Source organism: Sporosarcina sp. P3 (assembly GCF_002743415.1).
Taxonomy (GTDB): Bacteria; Bacillota; Bacilli; order Bacillales_A; family Planococcaceae; genus Sporosarcina; species Sporosarcina ureae_A.
Genome location: NZ_PDZE01000008.1, coordinates 35,214 through 52,938, shown reverse-complemented (window position 1 = coordinate 52,938; position 17,725 = coordinate 35,214). Strand labels below are relative to the sequence as shown.

General features: G+C 43.0%; 18 protein-coding genes and 1 riboswitch. Of the genes, 17 read left to right on the top strand and 1 reads right to left on the bottom strand.

Translation table 11 applies throughout. The features are described 5' to 3' along the window. The first annotated feature begins 46 nt into the window (after window positions 1–46). The 7 genes from CSV61_RS11240 (at window position 47) to sufB (ending at window position 8,274) form a co-directional block, all read left to right on the top strand. The gene (locus tag CSV61_RS11240) at window positions 47–904 is read left to right on the top strand and encodes a MetQ/NlpA family ABC transporter substrate-binding protein (protein WP_099639288.1); all 858 of its coding nucleotides are present in this window, start codon (window positions 47–49) and stop codon (window positions 902–904) included. Window positions 905–1,623: 719 nt separating this feature from the next. Continuing rightward, a complete protein-coding gene (locus CSV61_RS11235; RefSeq protein WP_099639287.1) occupies window positions 1,624–2,805 on the top strand; it encodes a dicarboxylate/amino acid:cation symporter in 1,182 nt (393 codons plus the stop codon). A gap of 267 nt (window positions 2,806–3,072) precedes the next feature. Further along, entirely contained in the window at window positions 3,073–3,852 is a 780-nt protein-coding gene (gene sufC, locus CSV61_RS11230; protein ID WP_083033017.1) for a Fe-S cluster assembly ATPase SufC, read from the top strand. 18 nt (window positions 3,853–3,870) lie between these two features. Continuing rightward, window positions 3,871–5,178: a Fe-S cluster assembly protein SufD gene (gene sufD / locus CSV61_RS11225; RefSeq protein WP_083033015.1), complete on the top strand. Its 1,308-nt coding sequence runs from the start codon at window positions 3,871–3,873 to the stop codon at window positions 5,176–5,178. Next, entirely contained in the window at window positions 5,178–6,407 is a 1,230-nt protein-coding gene (locus CSV61_RS11220; protein WP_099639286.1) for a cysteine desulfurase, read from the top strand. The genes sufD and CSV61_RS11220 overlap by 1 nt, the downstream gene beginning before the upstream one ends. Then, the gene (sufU, locus tag CSV61_RS11215; RefSeq protein ID WP_083033009.1) at window positions 6,397–6,834 is read left to right on the top strand and encodes a Fe-S cluster assembly sulfur transfer protein SufU; all 438 of its coding nucleotides are present in this window, start codon (window positions 6,397–6,399) and stop codon (window positions 6,832–6,834) included. Before CSV61_RS11220 ends, sufU begins: the two co-directional genes overlap by 11 nt. Before the next feature lie 42 nt (window positions 6,835–6,876). After that, entirely contained in the window at window positions 6,877–8,274 is a 1,398-nt protein-coding gene (gene sufB / locus CSV61_RS11210; protein WP_099639285.1) for a Fe-S cluster assembly protein SufB, read from the top strand. A gap of 77 nt (window positions 8,275–8,351) precedes the next feature. Here the strand turns inward: sufB and CSV61_RS11205 are convergent, their stop codons facing one another. Next, window positions 8,352–8,762: a hotdog fold thioesterase gene (locus CSV61_RS11205; protein WP_099639284.1), complete on the bottom strand. Its 411-nt coding sequence runs from the start codon at window positions 8,760–8,762 to the stop codon at window positions 8,352–8,354. 196 nt (window positions 8,763–8,958) lie between these two features. On the opposite strand from CSV61_RS11205, the gene CSV61_RS11200 reads away from it, so the two are divergent. The 10 genes from CSV61_RS11200 to CSV61_RS11160 all read left to right on the top strand — a co-directional run bounded on the left by CSV61_RS11200 (window position 8,959) and on the right by CSV61_RS11160 (window position 17,644). Beyond that, window positions 8,959–9,432: a MarR family winged helix-turn-helix transcriptional regulator gene (locus tag CSV61_RS11200; protein WP_099639283.1), complete on the top strand. Its 474-nt coding sequence runs from the start codon at window positions 8,959–8,961 to the stop codon at window positions 9,430–9,432. Window positions 9,433–9,612: 180 nt separating this feature from the next. Beyond that, on the top strand, window positions 9,613–10,593 hold the full coding sequence (locus CSV61_RS11195; RefSeq protein ID WP_099639282.1) for an NAD(P)H-dependent flavin oxidoreductase: 981 nt from the start codon (window positions 9,613–9,615) through the stop codon (window positions 10,591–10,593). A 245-nt stretch (window positions 10,594–10,838) separates the two neighbouring features. After that, window positions 10,839–11,075 (top strand): glutaredoxin family protein, encoded by a 237-nt coding sequence (locus CSV61_RS11190; RefSeq protein ID WP_099639281.1) that lies wholly within the window; start codon window positions 10,839–10,841, stop codon window positions 11,073–11,075. Continuing rightward, the gene (locus CSV61_RS16835) at window positions 11,072–11,224 is read left to right on the top strand and encodes a hypothetical protein (RefSeq protein ID WP_158233842.1); all 153 of its coding nucleotides are present in this window, start codon (window positions 11,072–11,074) and stop codon (window positions 11,222–11,224) included. The genes CSV61_RS11190 and CSV61_RS16835 overlap by 4 nt, the downstream gene beginning before the upstream one ends. 15 nt (window positions 11,225–11,239) lie before the next feature. Then, the gene (locus CSV61_RS11185; protein WP_099639280.1) at window positions 11,240–11,593 is read left to right on the top strand and encodes a rhodanese-like domain-containing protein; all 354 of its coding nucleotides are present in this window, start codon (window positions 11,240–11,242) and stop codon (window positions 11,591–11,593) included. A gap of 175 nt (window positions 11,594–11,768) precedes the next feature. Continuing rightward, window positions 11,769–12,629 carry a DUF72 domain-containing protein gene (locus CSV61_RS11180; RefSeq protein ID WP_099639279.1) on the top strand — a complete coding sequence of 287 codons (861 nt, stop codon included), beginning with the start codon at window positions 11,769–11,771 and terminating at the stop codon, window positions 12,627–12,629. Continuing rightward, window positions 12,629–13,453 (top strand): sulfite exporter TauE/SafE family protein, encoded by an 825-nt coding sequence (locus tag CSV61_RS11175; RefSeq protein ID WP_083032985.1) that lies wholly within the window; start codon window positions 12,629–12,631, stop codon window positions 13,451–13,453. The genes CSV61_RS11180 and CSV61_RS11175 overlap by 1 nt, the downstream gene beginning before the upstream one ends. A 5-nt stretch (window positions 13,454–13,458) precedes the next feature. Continuing rightward, entirely contained in the window at window positions 13,459–14,838 is a 1,380-nt protein-coding gene (locus tag CSV61_RS11170) for a bifunctional metallophosphatase/5'-nucleotidase (RefSeq protein WP_233193589.1), read from the top strand. Between the two features lie 47 nt (window positions 14,839–14,885). Beyond that, the gene (yunB, locus tag CSV61_RS11165) at window positions 14,886–15,653 is read left to right on the top strand and encodes a sporulation protein YunB (protein WP_099639277.1); all 768 of its coding nucleotides are present in this window, start codon (window positions 14,886–14,888) and stop codon (window positions 15,651–15,653) included. Window positions 15,654–15,707: 54 nt separating this feature from the next. Next, window positions 15,708–15,883, top strand: a riboswitch (Lysine riboswitch). A gap of 192 nt (window positions 15,884–16,075) precedes the next feature. Continuing rightward, window positions 16,076–17,644 carry a Na+/H+ antiporter NhaC family protein gene (locus tag CSV61_RS11160; RefSeq protein ID WP_099639276.1) on the top strand — a complete coding sequence of 523 codons (1,569 nt, stop codon included), beginning with the start codon at window positions 16,076–16,078 and terminating at the stop codon, window positions 17,642–17,644. Window positions 17,645–17,725 lie beyond the last annotated feature (81 nt).

The following is a 17,725-nucleotide window of genomic DNA, read 5'->3' as shown; positions in this document are numbered from 1 at the left end:
CTGTTAACCATAAAACATTCCATCATGGAGAGGGAGAAATGTGGATATGAAGAAGTTTTTATTCGGTCTATTCGCTGCTGTATTAGTGCTTGCACTGGCAGCCTGCGGAACAAAAGACGAAGGTAGTAAGGATAATGGGGCACCCGATGTAGATGATGCAGAAAAAGGCGAGAAAACGTCACTGATAGTCGGCGCGTCTAATACACCGCATGCAGTAATTTTGGAAGAGGCTAAGCCATTATTAGCAGCAAAAGGCTATGATTTAACAATAGAGAGTTACACAGACTACGTATTGCCAAACAAAGATTTGGCCGAAGGGACAATTGACGCGAACTATTTCCAACACATTCCGTATTTAGAGAGCCAAATAGCTGATTTCGGTTATGACTTCGTCAATGCAGGCGCTATTCACATCGAGCCAATCGGTGTGTACTCTAAGAAATATGATTCATTGGAAGATCTACCAGACGGTGCAACGATCTTAATCAGTAACTCGGTTGCCGATCATGGCCGCGTACTTGCTATGCTTGAAGAAAAAGGATTGATCAAGTTAGCTGACGACGTAGAAAAAGTGAAAGCTGAAGTAGACGACATCGTAGAAAATCCAAAGAACTTAGAATTTGACGCAAACTACGAAGCGGCATTAATGCCTCAGTTGTATAACAACGACGAAGGCGACGCATTGTTGATCAACTCCAACTACGCTATCGATGCAGGCTTGAATCCAATGGAAGATTCCATCGCATTGGAAGATAAAGAGTCTCCATATGTTAACGTAATTGCGGTGAAGAGCGGTAACGAAGACAGCGATGCAATCCAAGCATTGGTAGAAGTACTGACTTCAGAGCAAATTCAAGAATTCATCTTGAATGAATGGTCTGGATCCGTTGTTCCTGTACAATAATAAGGTAAGGGTCGGTAGCGATTGTAGCTGCCGGCTTTTTTTATTTGGTTGAACGGTGGGTGGAAAGCTCTATGTTGTGGGCTATCCGCTCTATGTGGCGCGTGGAGTGCTCAATGTATTGCGCTATGCGCTCTATGGGGTACGTGAGCCGCTCAATACCGCGGGAGAACCGCTCAATGTGCCGGGCTATCCGCTCAATACCACACGATAACCGCTCAACACGCTTGGCTATGCGCTTATTACAGCGTGTGGAGCGCGTTGGGGTGTCCGCCCTTATGAAGTGGCACAGCTCGCTCAATAAGCTAGGCTACCCGCTCAAAGTTGTTGTTTACTCGCTCTATGCGTTGCGTGAACCGCTCAATATGCCGGGCTATCCGCTCAATACCACATGATAACCGCTCTACACGCTTGGCTATGTGCTCATTACAGCGTGTGGAGCGCGTTGGGATGTCCACCCTTATGAAGTTGTGCAACTCGCTCAATAAGCTAGGCTATCCGCTCAATGTTGTCGTTTATCCGCTCTATGTGTTGCGCGAACCGCTCAATCCACCGGGCCAACCGCTCAATCCACCCCGCCAACCGCTCAACCCCCACCCAACCCACCAACAACACAAGAAAAATATCAATAAAATCCAAACAAAATCTTCTTTATTCTTTCGACTTGTGATAAAGTTAATTTTGTTTGAGTAGTACATATGTGTATTTGAGGAGGACGTATTGTGAAGTTTAAATTAGGGCTCATTTGGCGAATTTTGATCGCCATTGGGTTAGCGATCGGGCTTGGCTTGCTATTGCCGATGATCCACGAAGGGTTCGCGCATTGGTTCGTTCGTTTAGGGGCCACTTTTAATATGTTGTTCGGTGGATTCTTGAACTTTGTTGTTCCGTTGATCATCATTGCGTTTATCGCACCGAGTATTGCCAAGCTTGGGGCAGGTTCAGGGAAATTACTCGGAATGTCTGCTGCGTTTGCATACGGCTCTACGGTTATTGCGGGATTGCTTGCGTATTTTGCGGCAACGAATATTTTACCGAACTTCATTCATCCGACCACGAAAACGGACATTGCAGAAGGTGCGCGTGAAGCGGGAGTGGCATTCTTCGAAATGGAAATGGATCCAATGATGGGGATCATGACCGCGTTGCTTATGGCGTTTCTACTTGGGATCGGTATGGCAGCGATTAAGGGGAAGACGATGTTGTCGTTCTTTGATGAATTTAATTTAATTATCGATAAGGTCATTTCTGTCGTCATCATTCCGTTATTACCGTTTCATATTTTCGGAATCTTTCTGAATATGACCTATACAGGTGAAGTGGCGAATGTGCTTTCTGTATTTATATTTGTTTTCATCATGATTATTATTCTTCACTTACTCATGTTGACATTCCAGTATACGGTGGCTGGTACATTGAACAAACGGAATCCGTTTATGCTAATGAAAACGATGCTACCTGCGTATTTGACAGCCATCGGAACGCAGTCTTCAGCTGCGACGATTCCAGTTACGCTGCGTCAGGCGAAAAAGACGGGTGCTTCCGAACGTGTAACGAATTTTGCGGTGCCGTTATTTGCAACGATCCACTTGTCGGGTAGTACGATTACGATCGTCTCTTGTTCTATCGGAGTTATGCTGATGAATGGCTTAGATGTTAGTTTTGCTGCATACTTGCAATTCATCTTCATGCTAGGTGTCACAATGATCGCGGCTCCGGGTGTGCCAGGTGGGGCAGTTGTCGCGGCAACTGGACTTCTTACGACTATGCTAGGATTCACTGACGGCATGGTAGCATTGATGATTGCTCTGTATTTAGCACAAGATAGTTTCGGAACAGCCACGAACGTAACAGGCGATGGTGCGCTTGCCATGATTGTCGATCGTTTCACTAAAAAAGTATAGAGTAGTAGTAAAGTCGGTTACTTGACCGGCTTTTTTTCTGTCTAATTCTTATGTACTAAGGTTTAGTTGATTCTCATTCACTAGTAGTCAAATGAAAAATAATTATCTGGAAAAATATACTGAGCCGTGTAGTAGCAATGAAATTAGCCAATATGTGTAATGATTCTTAAAGATTTGCAACCAACTCGAATATGGGTTAAGATTAGAATGATACTAAATAGAGAATGGATCATAACCATTCAACGCGACTATACTGGAGGTATTGGAATGGCAATTTTGGAAATCAAAGATCTTCATGTCCAAATCGAGGACAAAGAAATCTTAAAGGGTGTTACCTTAACAATAAATACAAATGAGATCCATGCAATTATGGGTCCCAATGGTACGGGGAAATCTACGCTTGCATCTGCAATCATGGGTCACCCGAAATATGAAGTTACTTCTGGATCGATCACACTAGATGGAGAAGACGTATTAGCAATGGAAGTAGATGAGCGTGCGAGAGCTGGTCTGTTCCTAGCAATGCAATATCCAAGTGAAATCACTGGCGTAACGAACGCAGATTTCCTACGTTCTGGAGTGAACGCTCGTCGCGAAGAAGGCGATGAAATTTCTTTGATGAAATTCATTCGTGAAATGGATAGCAAGATGGAAGTTCTTGAAATGGAAGAAGATATGGCAACTCGTTATTTGAACGAAGGTTTCTCAGGTGGAGAGAAGAAGCGTAATGAAATTCTCCAGCTAATGATGTTGAAGCCGAAATTCGCAGTACTTGACGAGATTGACTCAGGTCTAGATATCGACGCATTGAAAATTGTTTCTAACGGAATCAACCAAATGCGCGGCGAAGGCTTCGGTTGCTTAATTATTACTCACTACCAGCGTTTATTGGATTACATCGAGCCAGATAAAGTGCATGTTATCATGCAAGGTAAGATCGTTAAAACAGGCGGTTCTGAACTAGCTAAGAAACTTGAAGTTCAAGGATATGACTGGATTAAAGAAGAACTAGGTATTGAAGACGAAACTGTTGGACAAGAAGCATAAGAAAGGGGACGACTCAAAATGACGGTTGAAACAACATTGGCATTGACCGAACAAGACGTCCGCTCTTATTCCGCAAAAGTGGAGGAAGCTGCTTGGATGGCAGATTTTCGTTCGAATGCTCTAGCGAAAGCTGAAGTACTCGAAATGCCAAAACCAGATAAAACAAAAATTACAAAGTGGAATTTCACGGAATTCCCTTCACATACAGTTGAAAGCTCGATCTTCGCTGGGTTGGAAGAATTACCGACTGAAGCGAAAGCATTGATCGATGACGAACAACAACAAAACATTTACGTGCAACACAATAACACACCTGCATACCTGTCGGTGTCCGAAGAATTGAAGTCTCAAGGCGTTATTATGACGGATATCTTTACGGCATCACGCGAACACAGTGAGTTGTTACAGAAATACTTGATGACGGATGGCGTCAAAGTGGATGAGCATAAATTAACAGCTCTTCACGCAGCACTGATCAACGGTGGAGTATTTGTCTACGTTCCTAAAAACGTAGTAATCGAAGATCCACTACAAGTACTATTCGTTCATTCTAACGAAGAGGCATCATTATTTAACCACGTAGTACTAGTGGCAGAAGAAAACAGTCATGTAACATACGTTGAAAGCTATCTTTCTACAATCGAGCATGCGGAAACTCAAGCGAATATTGTATCTGAAGTATTTGCTATGGCCAATGCGAAAATTGTCTACGGATCTGTCGACGTATTAGCGGAAGGTATGACAACGTATGTCAACCGTCGCGGTGTTACTGGACCTCATGCACGCATTGAGTGGGCGCTTGGTCTAATGAACGACAGCAATACGATTTCTGAAAACATCACGCATTTAGTCGGAGACGGCTCATCCAGTGATATGAAATCCGTAGTGGTTGGACGCGGTAGCCAGAAGCAAAACTTCACATCTGAAATCGTGCACTGGGGACTGGATACAGACGGTTTCATCTTGAAGCACGGTGTAATGAAAGAAAACTCTACTGCGATCTTTAACGGAATCGGACGTATCGCGAAAGGCGCAACTCGTTCCAACGCAGTGCAAGAATCACGTATTCTGATGTTGGGTGAAAGAGGCCGTGGAGACGCGAACCCGATTTTACTCATCGATGAAAATGATGTAACAGCAGGTCACGCAGCTTCAGTAGGACGTGTAGATCCACTACAAATGTTCTATCTAATGAGCCGCGGTATTACACAAGAAGAAGCAGAACGCCTCATTATTCATGGTTTCTTAGCTCCAGTCGTAAGCAAATTGCCAATCGCAGGAGTTAGAAAACAATTGACGGAGGTTATTGAAAGGAAAGTGCGCTAATGCTCAGCAAAGACATCCGCAATCATTTCCCTATATTAGATCAAGAAATCAACGGACATCCCCTTGTCTACTTGGATAGCGCTGCGACATCACAAAAGCCTACTCAAGTAATTGAGACACTAGATCACTATTACCGCTTTGATAACTCCAATGTTCACCGTGGGGTGCATACACTTGGAAATCGCGCGACAGATAGTTATGAAGGTGCTCGCGAGAAAGTCCGTAAATTCATTAATGCTAAATCCACGCAAGAAGTACTCTTCATGCGTGGTACTACAACAGCGATCAACACCGTTGCGCAAAGCTATGGCCGTGCCAATGTCTCGGAAGGTGACGAAATCGTCATTACACATATGGAGCACCACTCCAATATTATTCCTTGGCAACAGCTCGCTAAAGAAACTGGCGCAGTGCTAAAATATATCGATTTAGAAGAAGACGGCACACTATCACTGGATAAAGTACGAGAGACCATTACAGATAAAACGAAAATCGTTTCCATCCTGTATGTTTCTAACGTTCTCGGCACAATGAATCCGATTGAAGAAATTACAAAAATTGCCCATCAACATGGGGCAGTGATGTGTGTGGATGCTGCACAAGCAGCACCACATTTAAAAATTGATGTACAGAATCTAGATTGCGACTTCCTTGCATTTTCCGGACACAAAATGTGTGGACCTACCGGTATCGGTGTCCTCTACGGTAAGAAGGATTTACTCAATAATATGGAACCCATTGAATTCGGCGGTGAGATGATTGATTTTGTCGGTCTGTATGAATCCACATGGAAAGAGTTGCCTTGGAAATTTGAAGGCGGCACACCTATTATTGCAGGAGCTATTGGACTCGGTGCAGCCATCGACTTCTTGGAAGAAATCGGTTTGGATGCGATCGAACAGCATGAACACGAGTTGGCTGGTTATGCTATGGATAAAATGTCTGAAATCGACGGCTTGACCATATATGGTCCAAGAGATCCCGATAAGCGCGCAGGATTGGTCACATTCAACTTGGATGATGTCCATCCGCACGATGTGGCGACTGTACTGGATATGAATGGTATAGCTGTTCGTGCAGGTCACCATTGTGCACAACCATTGATGAAATGGCTACAAGTTTCTTCGACAGCGCGTGCTAGCTTCTATCTTTACAACACCACTGATGACGTAGATCGCCTCGTGGAAGGACTTCGCACAACAAAGGAGTATTTTAACGATGTCTACTAATAAACTAGATCAACTTTATCGTTCTGTCATCATGGAGCATTATAAGCACCCGAAAAATAAAGGCGTCTTGGAAAATGGAAATGTCACGATTGACATGAACAATCCAACTTGTGGTGATGTCATCCGATTAACGATGAACGTAGAAGATGACATCGTCAAAGACGTGAAATTTGAAGGAGAAGGATGTTCCATTTCAATGGCATCGGCTTCTATGATGACACAAATGATCAAAGGCAAGACCACAGAGGAAGCAGTGAAGTTAGCTCATACATTTTCAGACATGATGTTAGGCAAAGACATGGACGAGTCGATTGATCTCGATGACCTCGAAGCATTATCGGGTGTCGCGCAATTCCCTGCCCGTATTAAGTGTGCAACATTGAGCTGGAAGGCGATGGAAAAGGGAGTCTCTGGCGAGTCGCAATGACCTTGGCCATAGTACGAGCAATTATGGAACGGAGGAATAATAATGGCAAAACAAATGCCGGAAATCGGCGATTACAAATATGGTTTCCATGATAAAGACGTTTCGGTGTTCCGTTCAGAACGTGGATTGACACGTGAAATTGTTGAAGAAATTTCAAGTATGAAGGAAGAACCACAGTGGATGTTGGATTATCGTTTAAAATCTTTGGAGATTTTCTACAATAAACCTATGCCGCAGTGGGGTGGCGACTTGAATTCATTGAACTTTGATGAAATCACGTACTACGTTAAACCTTCAGAAGCAACGGAAACTTCATGGGATGAAGTACCAGAAGAAATCAAGCGTACGTTTGATAAACTCGGTATTCCTGAAGCAGAACAAAAATACTTGGCGGGTGTATCTGCACAGTACGAATCTGAAGTGGTTTACCACAATATGAAAGAAGAACTAACAGATCTAGGTATCGTCTTTAAAGACACGGATTCTGCACTTCGTGAAAACGAAGAATTGTTCAAACAATATTGGGGTACAGTCATTCCGAACTCAGATAATAAGTTCTCAGCACTAAACTCTGCTGTATGGTCTGGTGGATCATTTATCTATGTACCACCTGGCGTAACAGTAGAAACACCGCTACAAGCATATTTCCGTATTAACTCAGAAAATATGGGACAGTTCGAGCGTACGTTAATCATCGTAGACGAAGGCGCAAGCGTTCACTACGTTGAAGGGTGTACAGCACCGGTTTACACAACCAACTCACTACACAGTGCGGTTGTTGAAATTATCATTAAAAAAGATGCATATTGCCGTTACACGACAATCCAAAACTGGGCGAACAACGTCTACAACTTGGTAACGAAGCGTGCAGTATGTGAAGCAAATGCGACAATGGAATGGATTGATGGCAACATTGGTTCTAAATTGACGATGAAGTACCCGGCAGTCCTCCTAAAAGGAGAAGGCTCACGTGGTCTGACTCTATCGATCGCATTAGCAGGTAAAGGACAGCACCAGGATGCCGGCGCGAAAATGATGCACTTGGCACCTAACACGTCTTCTACTATTGTTTCAAAATCAATCTCTCAACACGGCGGGAAAGTAACGTATCGCGGAGTGGTCCACTTCGGACGTAATGCGGACGGAGCTCGTGCCAACATTGAGTGTGATACGTTGATCATGGATAAGTTATCTACTTCTGATACGATTCCGTACAATGAGATCTTGAATAATAATATTTCATTGGAACACGAAGCAAAAGTATCAAAAGTTTCTGAGGAGCAGCTCTTCTATTTGATGAGCCGCGGTATTCCTGAGTTGGAAGCTACAGAAATGATCGTTATGGGCTTCATCGAGCCATTTACAAAAGAACTACCGATGGAATATGCGGTAGAGATGAACCGTTTGATCAAGTTCGAGATGGAAGGTTCAATCGGTTAAAACAGCAAAACCCTGTTCGCATCTACAAGATGCGACAGGGTTTTTTCTTGTGTAGAAATAGTTTTATGAGGTGCACCTTATCTTTTCTCCACAACAGCAATCGTGCATCGAGACACACTGATTAATTTGTCAGCTTCATCGGTTATTTGAATATCCCACACCATCGATGTACGTCCTCTATGGAAAGGGATAGCGGTAGCAGTAACGACGCCATCTTTTTTACCTCGTATATGATTCGCATTGATTTCTAGGCCTACTGGATAATGTGTCTCGGGATTGAGGTTTAGAGCCGCCGCAATGCTGGCAGCTGTTTCAGCAAGTGCTACAGAAGCCCCACCATGCAGTAACCCCATAGGTTGAACAGTTTTCGGCCCGACTGGCATTTCACATACGACTTTGTCAGGATCCAGTTCTTTAAAGGTAATGTCCAAGGCACCAATCAATGTTTGCTCTAAGTCAATACCGTCCAATAAATTCAGTTCTTTCATAATCTTTACTACCTCCATTTCGATGATAGACTTTAACTACATGTATATACATGTAGTAAAGGTATACGAGTACGTATGTCGAGAAATACGACTTTAAAAATGATGCACGTAGATGTACACTAGTATAGAATAGTAGATATTGTCAAGGATGACTGAAAAGTTCGATATCTTTATTTGGAGGAAAGGGGTGGAGAGTATGAATAAACATCTCGATCAGGAGCAAGCGAAGTACATTATTGATGTATGTGCCAGTGCCAATCTTCGTACGGTATCGGGTTCACTTACGCAATTATACAATCATCTGTTGAAACCTACTGGATTGAAGATCACCCAATATTATATGCTTGGCAATATTTATACATCGCCTGATATTTCAATTAGTAGATTAGGCGAGATGATGTTGCTGGATCAAACGACCGTCACGCGTAATTTGAATATATTAAACGAAGCAGGATATGTACAGATCAAGAGAGCAGAACAGGACTCGAGAACAAAAGTGGTCACGATCACCAAATTAGGCTACGAGAAATTAAATGATGCCACGCCAATTTGGGTACAAGTACAGGAACAAATTGAAGGGGCTATAGGGAAAGCAGAGTATATGGATTTGCTGGAGAAGTTGGGTGCATTACAGAAAGTGATAGACGAATTCAAAAGTTCATCCACATAAAAATGAATCTAGATTCATAAATTGATTGACAACTCAAATAAATCAAGTAAAATACATGTATATACATGTATAAAAGATGGACTTGTTAGATCTTGTAGTTTTCAAAAGTAGAGGGTGTGCGTTTTTTTACAGAAAAGCATAATGTAAATTTGAAAGCGATTATAAAAGAGGAGAGTGTGTATGATGAACGTAGCAGAATTGAAAAAGAGTATGAGTCTTCCGGTGATAGCCTCCCCCATGTTCATTATTAGTAATCCTAAGACGGTAATTGAGCAGTGTAAAGCAGGAGTCATCGGTTCTATGCCATCTTTAAACGCAAGGCCAATTGCACAACTGGAAGAGTGGTTAATCGAGATTACAGAAGCGCTAGCAGATTATAATGCAAAAAATCCTACTAAACCGGCGGCTCCCTTTGCGATTAATCAAATCGTTCACCGATCCAATGAAAGATTGCAAGAAGATATGGCGCTTTGTGTGAAGTATAAAGTTCCCATTATTATTACCTCACTAGGCGCGAGAGAAGACGTCTATGAGGCTGCCCATAGTTACGGTGGAATCGTTTTGCATGACGTCATCAATAATTCATTCGCGAAAAAAGCAATTGAGAAAGGGGCAGATGGGTTAATTGCGATAGCGGCCGGGGCAGGTGGGCACGCGGGTCCGAAGAGTCCGTTTGCGCTCATTCAAGAAATTCGGGAATGGTTTGATGGACCACTTGCTCTTGGAGGTTCTATAGCAACAGGCGGAAGCGTATTGGCAGCGGAAGCAATGGGTGCAGACTTTGCGTACATCGGATCACCATTCATTGCTACGGAAGAAGCGAGAGCAGTTGATGATTATAAGCAGGCCATTTTAGACGCCACTTCGGATGATATTGTGTACAGTAATTATTTCACAGGGATCCACGGGAATTATTTAGCTACGTCGATCCGAGCTTCAGGTTTGGATCCGGACAACTTGCCGGAAAGTGATCCAAGTAAAATGAACTTCGGTGGAGACACGGGGCAAAAAGCTTGGAAAGATATTTGGGGCTGCGGTCAAGGAATCGGTATCATCGATAAAGTACAACCAACAAAAGATTATGTCGCACAATTAGCCCAGCAGTATAATGAGGCAAAAGATAAGTTGGTAGGAGATCGAGTGAACACTGGAAGCAGATAAATGTAAGCAGAAATGAATCGACGTATGATAAAAAACAAGTATGTCCATCGAGACACGCTTGTTTTTTATTTGCCTATGTAGTGTTGGGGAATGGGATATGTTTCAATACAGTTCATTTTTAGCTAACAATAATAGCATGTATTACATGAAAGATAAGTGCCATCCTAACACGAAATCAATTCGTTGATTTTATACCTGTAGGGGTATATAATAAGAGTACAACCATATGAAAAGGAGTTTTTCACATGACTGAAAAAGCAACTGTATATGTATCTTCTACTTGTCCTTACTGCACGATGATGACGAATTATCTAGATGAAATCCATGTGCCTTATGAGACGATTAATGTTTCTACACATCCGGAAGAAGGAGAGCGACTGATGGAAATAACGGGACAGATGGGCGTCCCACAAACACAGTTGAATGGTAAATGGATTATCGGCTTTGACCCAGCAAGTATTCACGCTGCACTGGATGCATGAATACATTCAAAAAATTTTTATTCAATCGAAGCTGCACAATCCAGTCAGCAGAAGAGATGGAAAAGAAATTATTTCCGCGCTTTTGTATCGGTAACATAGCATTTGTGGTGATGGGTGTCATTCTCGTCATCATGGAATGGACTCGCTAATAGGAGGCACCACATATGGAATGGATTATTATAGCACTCCTCGTCGGACTAGTAGTTTGGCGAATGAAGCCGGCAAAAGGTGTGCATTCAATCACGACTGAACAATTAAAAGACAGAGTGAAAGATCGGAACGTCCAGTTGATCGACGTCCGTTCACCGGCTGAATATACAGCACGCCATATAAAGGAATTTAAGAATATCCCATTGAATGTACTTTCAAATAAAATGGGAACATTGAAGAAAGACCAAGAAGTCATCATCATTTGTCAAAGCGGTATGCGCAGTTCGAATGCTGCAGGACAACTGAAAAAAGCAGGATTCATGAATGTAACAAATGTACGCGGTGGAATGAGCGCGTGGCAAGGTTAAATAGAAAAGTAGCGTGTCGGGAATTGTTTCCCGACACGCTTTTTTCTGTGGAAATGAAATGGATTCGATTTAGCACACTATCGAAACTAGTAAAATCGAGTTGGAAAGTACGACTTTTCCGAAAGTACATCAGATATGATACACTAAGCTAAAGATAAAAAAAGGGGTGCTTTCCATGATACATGTTGGCCTGACAGGGTGGGGAGACCATCCAAGCCTATATAATGAAAATACAGTCGCGAATAAAAAACTGATAGATTATAGTAAGCATTTTCCGATCGTTGAGCTGGATTCGACGTTTTATGCGATCCAGTCGAAAAAAGTAATGGATAAATGGACAGTGGAAACACCAGCTCATTTCCAATTCATCGTAAAAGCCTATCAGGGCATCACAGGTCATCAGCGTGGGAAGCTCCCGTATGATTCCGAAGAGGAGATGTTCTCGCTGTTCAAACTATCGATGACGTCGTTTGTTGAAGCTGGGAAGCTGGCGATGGTCCTTGTACAATTTCCACCGTGGTTTGATTGTAAGAAGGAAAATGTGGATCGCATTCGCTATGTGCATGAGCAATTACAACCATTGCCTATTGCTGTAGAGTTTCGCAATCAAACATGGTATTCGCAAGCTTACCGAGAGAAAACACTCGACTTTCTAAAAAGCTTGGACATCATTCATGTGGTCTGTGATGAGCCGCAAGTTGGGGACGGCAGTGTACCACTTGTGCCGGTTGCGACCAATCCGAGAGTTTTGCTACGTCTCCACGGGCGCAATGATCAAGGTTGGGTCAATACGATGGGCGATAGTAAAGCATGGCGTAAAGTCCGCTATCTGTATGATTACAATGAAAAAGAATTAGAGAGCATGAGTGAAATCGTCACCCATCTTGAGAAGCAGACAGAAGAAGTGTTTGTCATCTTTAATAATAACTCTGGTCAGCATGCAGCAAAGAATGCTAAACAATTTGCAGGATTACTTGGCATAGAATACGGTCAGCCTCTCACCAAGCAGATGGATTTATTTGAGGGGGACCAGTAATGGAATTTGTAGTACTCGCCTTGATTGGTCTAGCGTCCGGCATTATCGGTTCGATTGCCGGTCTTGGCGGCGGAACGATTTTGGTTCCTGTCACATTGTTTATCGGTTTAAATCTAGGCATGATTCCGGATATCACTCCGCAAAGCGTAGTAGGTCTGTCGGTGATCATGATGATTGCGAATGGACTTGGATCGACACTGTCCTATATGAAAGTGAAGACGATTGATTACCGCAGTGCATTTCTATTTTTTACTGCTAGTATACCAGGTATCGTACTCGGTGCGTTGGTCAATAAAAACGTAAGTTTGCAATCATTTAATTTATATTTTGGTATATTGCTCATCGTTTTATCTACACTGTTACTAACGAGAAAATATTTGAAGCCGATTAAATGGTTCGTAGACAATGGGAAGAAAATCAAGTTCACAGACCCCCAAGGACAAACGCATATTTACGGATACCCGATTTGGTTCGCCATCCTATTGGCATTATTCATTGGATTTACGTCGGGGTTATTCGGAATAGGTGGCGGGACGATGGTCGTGCCAGCTATGATTTTATTATTCTTGTTCCCACCGCACGTAGCGGTCGCGACATCGATGCTAATGGTGTTCTTATCAGCAATCGTCAACTCGATTTCGCATATTTCGCTCGGTCATGTGCCGTGGCTCTATACGATTCCTGTCGTGCCAGGCGCCTATTTCGGTGGAATGCTTGGTGCCTACTTAAATAGCAAAATGAAATCAGATACTTTAGTTTTAGTCATACGCATCATTTTACTCGTCTTTGGACTACGTTCCATTTATGAGGGGATTTGGGGTTGACACATATGAAAGAAACGGTAGCGACGATTCACATTTACCATACGAATGACATCCATAGTCATTTCGAAAACTGGCCGCAAATCCATCATTTTCTTCAGCAGCGCAAGCAACAAGCTGAAGCCGATGGAGAGAGTTACTTTTTATTTGATATTGGAGACCATATTGATCGATCTCATCCATTTACCGAGGGAACAGAAGGTAAAGGAAATATTGAATTATTAAATCAAGCAGGATATGACGCAGTGACCATTGGAAACAATGAAGGAATCACTATGTCTAAGGAAGCGCTGAATAGAGTATATGAAGATGCGAAATTTGATGTAGTGCTTTGCAACCTGATGGAAGTAGAGGGTAAGCTACCCTACTGGGCGAAGACATCTAAAGTATTGGAGACTGCAGAAGGTGTGCGTATTGGTATCATAGGGGCCACAGCGCCATACTACGCTTTTTATGAACAACTTGGCTGGAGCGTAGCTGAACCGCACGCAGCATTGCAGGAAGTGGCACGCAACTTGCGTCCTCAATGCGATGTCATGGTTTGTCTCTCTCATTTAGGAATCAATCAAGATCGTCTATTGGCTGCGCAATGCCCAGAGATCGATGTTATTTTAGGCGCACACACCCACCACTTATTGCCGAATGGCGAGTGGATTGACGACACATTACTTGCGGCAGCAGAAAAGTTCGGTCATTATGTCGGTCATGTTCAAGTCGATATAGACCGGATAACAGGTCAAGTCGTTCATATGCAAGCAGAAGTTTTTTCGACACAACGAATGGAAATGACAGAAGAGGATATAGAAGAAGTGAATTCCTTATTTGCTAAAGGAGAAGCAACTTTGCAAGTTCCAGTATTTTATAACCCTTCACCTTTACCACAGCGTCTAACAGGCGACAGTCCATTATCCTCGCTGTTTGGCCGTGCGTTACTAACGTATTTGGATGCCGACTGTGCACTATTCAACGCAGGGATATTCCTTGGTAGCTTAGATAAAGGTTGGGTGACGAAAGGGGATTTGCATTCATTATTGCCTCATCCGATCAATCCGTGCCTGATTCATTTGGATGGTACTGATTTGTTGACGGTTTACGAGCAGTCACTTGATCCAAAGTGGACAGAACTTCCGATAAAAGGTCTTGGTTTTCGTGGCACACTGATGGGCAGCATGATACATGAGCACTTATACCGTAACACCGACGGACAATTATTCGCGGGAAACCGTTTAGTGGAGCCAGGTGAGATGTATACATTGGCAACACTGGATATGTTCACGTTTGGCTTTTTCTATCCAGTACTAAAAGAAGCGAAGAAAGAATACATTATGCCAGAAATGCTTCGCGATATTCTCGGTTGGTATGGAAGAAAATATTTCAATGAACGCTAGTTATGTACGCCTCCTATTTCGCATAATGTGAAGTAGGAGGCGTTTGTATGCGGTTTTATACAAATCAAAAACGGCCAAAGAGAAATAATTATGGCAAAATCATACTGCGCTTTGTCATCCCGGGCATTTTGGTGGGAGTGGCGATGTTTTTCTATACGGTTAATAAACAGCTAACGCCAATCTACACACAATATGCTGAAGTACAAACGCAAAAAATAGCCAGCCACGTCATCAGTCAAGCTATTAACAACCGGTCCACCAGCGTTTACGATGTCAATGAAATTATCGAAAACGTCCCCGATGATACGACAGATACGGTGACGACCAAGTTTAACTCGGAAATCATTAGCCAGGTCATGTCAGAAATTCATCAGCTCGTAGAAAACCATCTAGAACGTGCAGAGGGCGGAGATTTAGATATGTTACCGCCACTCGGAGATCTCGAGTATAATCCCGATCAGATGGAAAAAGAACAAGGGATTGTCTTTTTCGTCCCGATTGGGCAAGCGGCGAATATTCCGTTACTCGGTAACTTGGGGCCAAAAATCCCGATCCGCTTCCACGTCGTTGGAGATGTACATGCAACAGTAGAAACGGATATTCGTGAATTTGGTATCAATAACGCGTATGTAGAAGTGTATTTAATGTTACAAGTCAATGTGCAGATTATCGTCCCGCTAGCTACAAGCAGGAGCGTAGTAGAACAGAAAATACCGATTGCGATTGGTTTGATTAGAGGGAAGGTACCGCAAATTTATTCGAAAGGCGAGCAAACGCCAGCGCAAATCGAAGTGCCGCTTGAAAAGAAGGAGTAAAAGGTATTGTGAACGTTGTCGATTATTGCTACACTGAGAACAGAAGAATATCGAGACTTACGTAGAGGCTGCATTGTTTATAAGTACCTAGCGAGAGAGTGACATCTATGACCGTTAGCGAAAGGAGGCAATGCCGAAGTTTGAGAAGAGTCTGCTTCTCAAGTTGGGGTCATTTCGAAGAGGAATGACACTGTCATACACTGATCAATGTATGGAGAGCTACAGTAGCCAATTGTACTGCGATTTATTCATGTGTTGCTTGATGAATTGGTTGGCCGACCCCTACACGTATGGTATTACCTGTGGGGGCGGCTTTTTTTATCGGGAAATTAAGGAATTACAGGATACTATAGGCTTTCTACTCTTCGAAAGATCTTCTGCATTTCGGTATCATCTAGCAACTAGAAAGAGGAGGAATTACAATGATCGGATCGTGGGTCTCTATTTTGCCTCCTATTATCGCCATCGTGATGGTGTTAGCGACGAGGAGAGTATTATTATCATTAGGAGCAGGAATTGTTACAGCCGCTTTACTTATAGCGAACTTTGCTCCGCTTGAGACAGTAAAAGGTGTATGGAGGGCCATGACAGTTTCTTTTTATGATGGCGGGCTCAATACATACAATATATTCATTATGTTATTTTTATTATTATTAGGTGTCATTACTGCATTTGTCAGTCTATCTGGAGGAAGTGCCGCATTTGCACGTTGGTCAGTCACTCGCATCCGTACAAAACGTGGGGCGAAGCTGTTGACGATGGGGCTGGGAATTGCCATTTTCGTGGATGACTATTTCAATTCATTAGCAGTTGGACAGATTGCCAGACCGATCACGGACCAGCATAAGATCTCTCGTGCGAAGTTGGCGTATTTCATTGACTCTACGTCAGCACCCATTTGTGTCGTATCCCCCATCTCTAGTTGGGGTGCGTTCTTGATTGGACAACTTGCACTTATTTTAGGTACGACAGCAGCAGTCAGCTATTCACCATTAACTGCCTTCGTCTTGATGGCACCGATGAACTTCTATGTCATTGCCACATTGTCGATGGTCTTCTTCTTCGCTTGGACGAATAATGACTTCTTTGAAATGAAGAAACATGAAGATCGCGCAATGAATGAAGGCGAGCTATATGACCAAGGCAAAGAAATCCCCGGTCAATTGAAAGAAGAATTCCCAGAGCATATGCACGGGAAAGTTCGCGATTTGGTTGCACCGATCGTCACGTTGATTGTGGTAACGCTCGGTATGATGATTTATACAGGCTATAAAGAAGCGGGTATTTTCGATATTTGGGCTGTTTTTGAAAATACCGATGTACCATTCTCGTTAGTAATAGGTGGTGTAACGGCTACATTGCTGGCGATGTTGTTATATATTTTACAAATGAAGAAAAACGAAACAGCCAGTGTGTCCTGGATGGGGCGCGCGTTCATTAGCGGAATAAAGGCCATGATGCCTGCGATTCTTATTTTAATCTTCGCTTGGGGATTGACTGACTTAATAGCTTCGCTAGATACGGGTCTATTCCTTTCTACGATGGTAGAACGAATGAATATTCCTGTCAGCTTCCTTCCGGTATTGATCTTCGTATTAGCAGGATTAATGGCGTTCTCGACAGGTACCTCATGGGGATCTTTCGGTATTTTAATGCCGATTGCAGGTACGATCATGGTTAATGCGGCACCTGAATTATTGTTGCCGGCATTGGCGGCAGTACTCGCAGGAGCGGTATTCGGAGATCACTGTTCACCGATTTCCGATACGACGATCCTATCTTCTACTGGAGCGGGTTGTAACCACATGGATCACGTCTCCACACAGTTGCCTTATGCGCTTGTCGCAGCGAGTGTAGCAGTGATTGGGTATGTCGTTCTCGGTCTAACTGGGTCTGTCTGGATCGGTTTAGTAGCTGTTATTATTACTTTAATAGTTTTATTTACGTATTTGAGTGTCAAAGGAAAGAAACGCGTAGAACAAATAGCATAGTTTACCTTTTAGACTAAGAGTGATAATTACTTCATTCTTAGTCTAAATTTGTTTTGACATCTCTAATTAGGCTGTTTATAC

Coding starts and splice junctions, on each gene's coding strand:
- CSV61_RS11170 (WP_233193589.1), top strand. CDS start 13,459: ATGAAAGAAACGGTAGCGACGATTCACATTTACCATACGAATGACATC.
- CSV61_RS16835 (WP_158233842.1), top strand. CDS start 11,072: ATGAATACATTCAAAAAATTTTTATTCAATCGAAGCTGCACAATCCAG.
- CSV61_RS11180 (WP_099639279.1), top strand. CDS start 11,769: ATGATACATGTTGGCCTGACAGGGTGGGGAGACCATCCAAGCCTATAT.
- CSV61_RS11195 (WP_099639282.1), top strand. CDS start 9,613: ATGATGAACGTAGCAGAATTGAAAAAGAGTATGAGTCTTCCGGTGATA.
- CSV61_RS11160 (WP_099639276.1), top strand. CDS start 16,076: ATGATCGGATCGTGGGTCTCTATTTTGCCTCCTATTATCGCCATCGTG.
- CSV61_RS11175 (WP_083032985.1), top strand. CDS start 12,629: ATGGAATTTGTAGTACTCGCCTTGATTGGTCTAGCGTCCGGCATTATC.
- CSV61_RS11205 (WP_099639284.1), bottom strand. CDS start 8,762: ATGAAAGAACTGAATTTATTGGACGGTATTGACTTAGAGCAAACATTG.
- sufC (WP_083033017.1), top strand. CDS start 3,073: ATGGCAATTTTGGAAATCAAAGATCTTCATGTCCAAATCGAGGACAAA.
- CSV61_RS11185 (WP_099639280.1), top strand. CDS start 11,240: ATGGAATGGATTATTATAGCACTCCTCGTCGGACTAGTAGTTTGGCGA.
- sufB (WP_099639285.1), top strand. CDS start 6,877: ATGGCAAAACAAATGCCGGAAATCGGCGATTACAAATATGGTTTCCAT.
- CSV61_RS11240 (WP_099639288.1), top strand. CDS start 47: ATGAAGAAGTTTTTATTCGGTCTATTCGCTGCTGTATTAGTGCTTGCA.
- sufU (WP_083033009.1), top strand. CDS start 6,397: ATGTCTACTAATAAACTAGATCAACTTTATCGTTCTGTCATCATGGAG.
- CSV61_RS11200 (WP_099639283.1), top strand. CDS start 8,959: ATGAATAAACATCTCGATCAGGAGCAAGCGAAGTACATTATTGATGTA.
- CSV61_RS11190 (WP_099639281.1), top strand. CDS start 10,839: ATGACTGAAAAAGCAACTGTATATGTATCTTCTACTTGTCCTTACTGC.
- CSV61_RS11220 (WP_099639286.1), top strand. CDS start 5,178: ATGCTCAGCAAAGACATCCGCAATCATTTCCCTATATTAGATCAAGAA.
- sufD (WP_083033015.1), top strand. CDS start 3,871: ATGACGGTTGAAACAACATTGGCATTGACCGAACAAGACGTCCGCTCT.
- yunB (WP_099639277.1), top strand. CDS start 14,886: ATGCGGTTTTATACAAATCAAAAACGGCCAAAGAGAAATAATTATGGC.